Here is a 2,219-nt window from a genome sequence, read left to right on the forward strand (position 1 = left end):
GTGCAGTCCAGCGGCCGCGAGGAAGTGACCGGCGCCAACGTGCTGGTGGCGCTGTTTTCCGAGCGCGAAAGCCACGCCGTGTTCTTCCTGCAGCAGCAGGACATGACGCGGCTGGATGCGGTGTCGTTCATCAGCCACGGCATCGCCAAATCTGGCCAGTCCGAAGCCAAGCCGCCGCGCGGTTCGGCCGGCGGCAGCGACCGGGAAGAGCCAGAGGAAAAGCCGATCAAGACGGAAAAGAACGACAAGAAGGGCGGCGAAAGCGCCCTGAAGCAGTTCACCGTGAACCTCAACGAGAAGGCCAAAATCGGCAAGGTCGACCCATTGATCGGCCGTCATGCCGAGGTGGACCGCACCATCCAGATCCTGTGCCGCCGTTCGAAAAACAACCCGCTTTATGTCGGTGATCCCGGCGTCGGCAAGACCGCCATTGCCGAAGGCCTGGCGCGCAAGATCGTCGAAGGCCAGGTGCCCGACGTGCTTAAGCCTGCAGTGATCTACAGCCTCGACATGGGCGCGCTGCTCGCCGGCACGCGTTACCGTGGCGATTTCGAAGAGCGGCTGAAAAATGTCGTGAACGAGCTGGAAAAGCTGCCGCACGCCGTGCTGTTCATCGATGAAATCCACACCGTGATCGGCGCTGGTGCCACCAGCGGCGGCGCCATGGACGCATCGAACTTGCTGAAACCGGCGCTTTCGTCCGGTGCCATCCGCTGCATCGGTTCGACCACCTACAAGGAATTCCGCAACCACTTCGAGAAGGATCGCGCCCTGCTGCGCCGCTTCCAGAAGATCGACGTGAACGAGCCGAGCATCGAGGACAGCATCAAGATCCTGATGGGCTTGCGGCCTTCGTATGAAGAGCACCACAAGCTGAAATATACCGCCGAGGCCATCAAGGCCGCTGTGGAGCTTTCGGCGCGTTACATCAACGATCGCAAACTGCCTGACAAGGCCATCGACGTGATCGACGAAAGCGGCGCGTCGCAGATGCTGCTGCCCGAAAACAAGCGCAAGAAGAGCATCGGCGTGAAGGAAGTGGAAGCGGTGATCGCCACCATGGCGCGCATCCCGCCGAAAAGCGTTTCCACCGACGACAAGACCCAGCTGCAAACGCTGGATGCCGATCTGAAGCGGGTGGTGTTCGGCCAGGATGCCGCCATCGAAAAATTGTCGAGCGCCATCAAGCTGGCACGCGCGGGCCTGCGCGAACCCAACAAGCCGATTGGCTGCTATCTGTTCAGCGGCCCCACCGGCGTCGGCAAGACCGAAGTCGCCAAGCAATTGGCCGGCATCCTGGGCATCCCGCTGACCCGGTTCGACATGTCGGAATATATGGAACGCCACTCGGTCAGCCGGCTGATCGGTGCGCCTCCCGGCTATGTCGGTTTTGATCAGGGCGGGCTGCTCACCGATGCTGTCGATCAACAGCCGCATTCGGTGCTGTTGCTCGACGAAATCGAAAAGGCCCACCCGGATCTGTTCAACATCCTGCTGCAGGTGATGGACAACGGCAAATTGACCGATCACCACGGCAAGACGGTGGATTTCCGCAATATCATCCTGATCATGACCACCAATGCCGGCGCTGCCGACATGGCGCGGGAAGGCATCGGTTTCGGCGCCACCACCCGCATCGGCGAGGATGAAGAGGCCATCAAGAAGATGTTCTCGCCGGAATTCCGCAACCGGCTCGATGCCACGGTGCCGTTCGGCTATCTGCCGCCATCGGTGGTCGCCATGGTGATCGACAAGTTCATCCTGCAGCTGGAAATGCAACTGGCTGATCGCGACGTGCACATCAGCCTGACCGAGGAAGCCAAGGCCTGGCTGATCACCCGCGGTTACGACAAGATGTATGGCGCGCGCCCGATGGGCCGCCTCATCCAGGAGAAGATCAAGCAGCCGCTGGCCGAGGAGCTGTTGTTCGGCAAGCTGGTTAACGGCGGCGAAGTGCGCGTGCACGTGAAGGACGAGGATCTGTCGTTCGAAATCGTGCCGGCCATCAAGAAGCTGAAGGCGAAGAAGGCACCGAAAGCGCTGCCGGCGCCGGCCACGGAGGCCTGATCCTTCCGCCAACGAAAAGGGCGGCGGTGCCACACCGGCACCGCCGCCCTTCGTTCGTCAGCAGGCGATCAATAGCGCGGGGTGACACCGCCTGTAGAATCAGGAGGGCGAGGCCTCCGGCGGGGCGGGCGGTGGGGGGGACCCAATTTTTT

General features: G+C 61.7%; 1 protein-coding gene. It reads left to right on the top strand.

Features of this window, described 5'->3' with window-relative positions:
* On the top strand, positions 1-2,067 hold a 2,067-nt coding region (gene clpA, locus RMO81_RS00215), incomplete at its 5' end, for an ATP-dependent Clp protease ATP-binding subunit ClpA (RefSeq protein WP_310473710.1).
* Between the last annotated feature and the right edge of the window lie 152 nt (positions 2,068-2,219).

Source organism: Sandarakinorhabdus sp. (assembly GCF_031422795.1).
In the GTDB taxonomy this organism is placed as follows: Bacteria; Pseudomonadota; Alphaproteobacteria; order Sphingomonadales; family Sphingomonadaceae; genus Sandarakinorhabdus.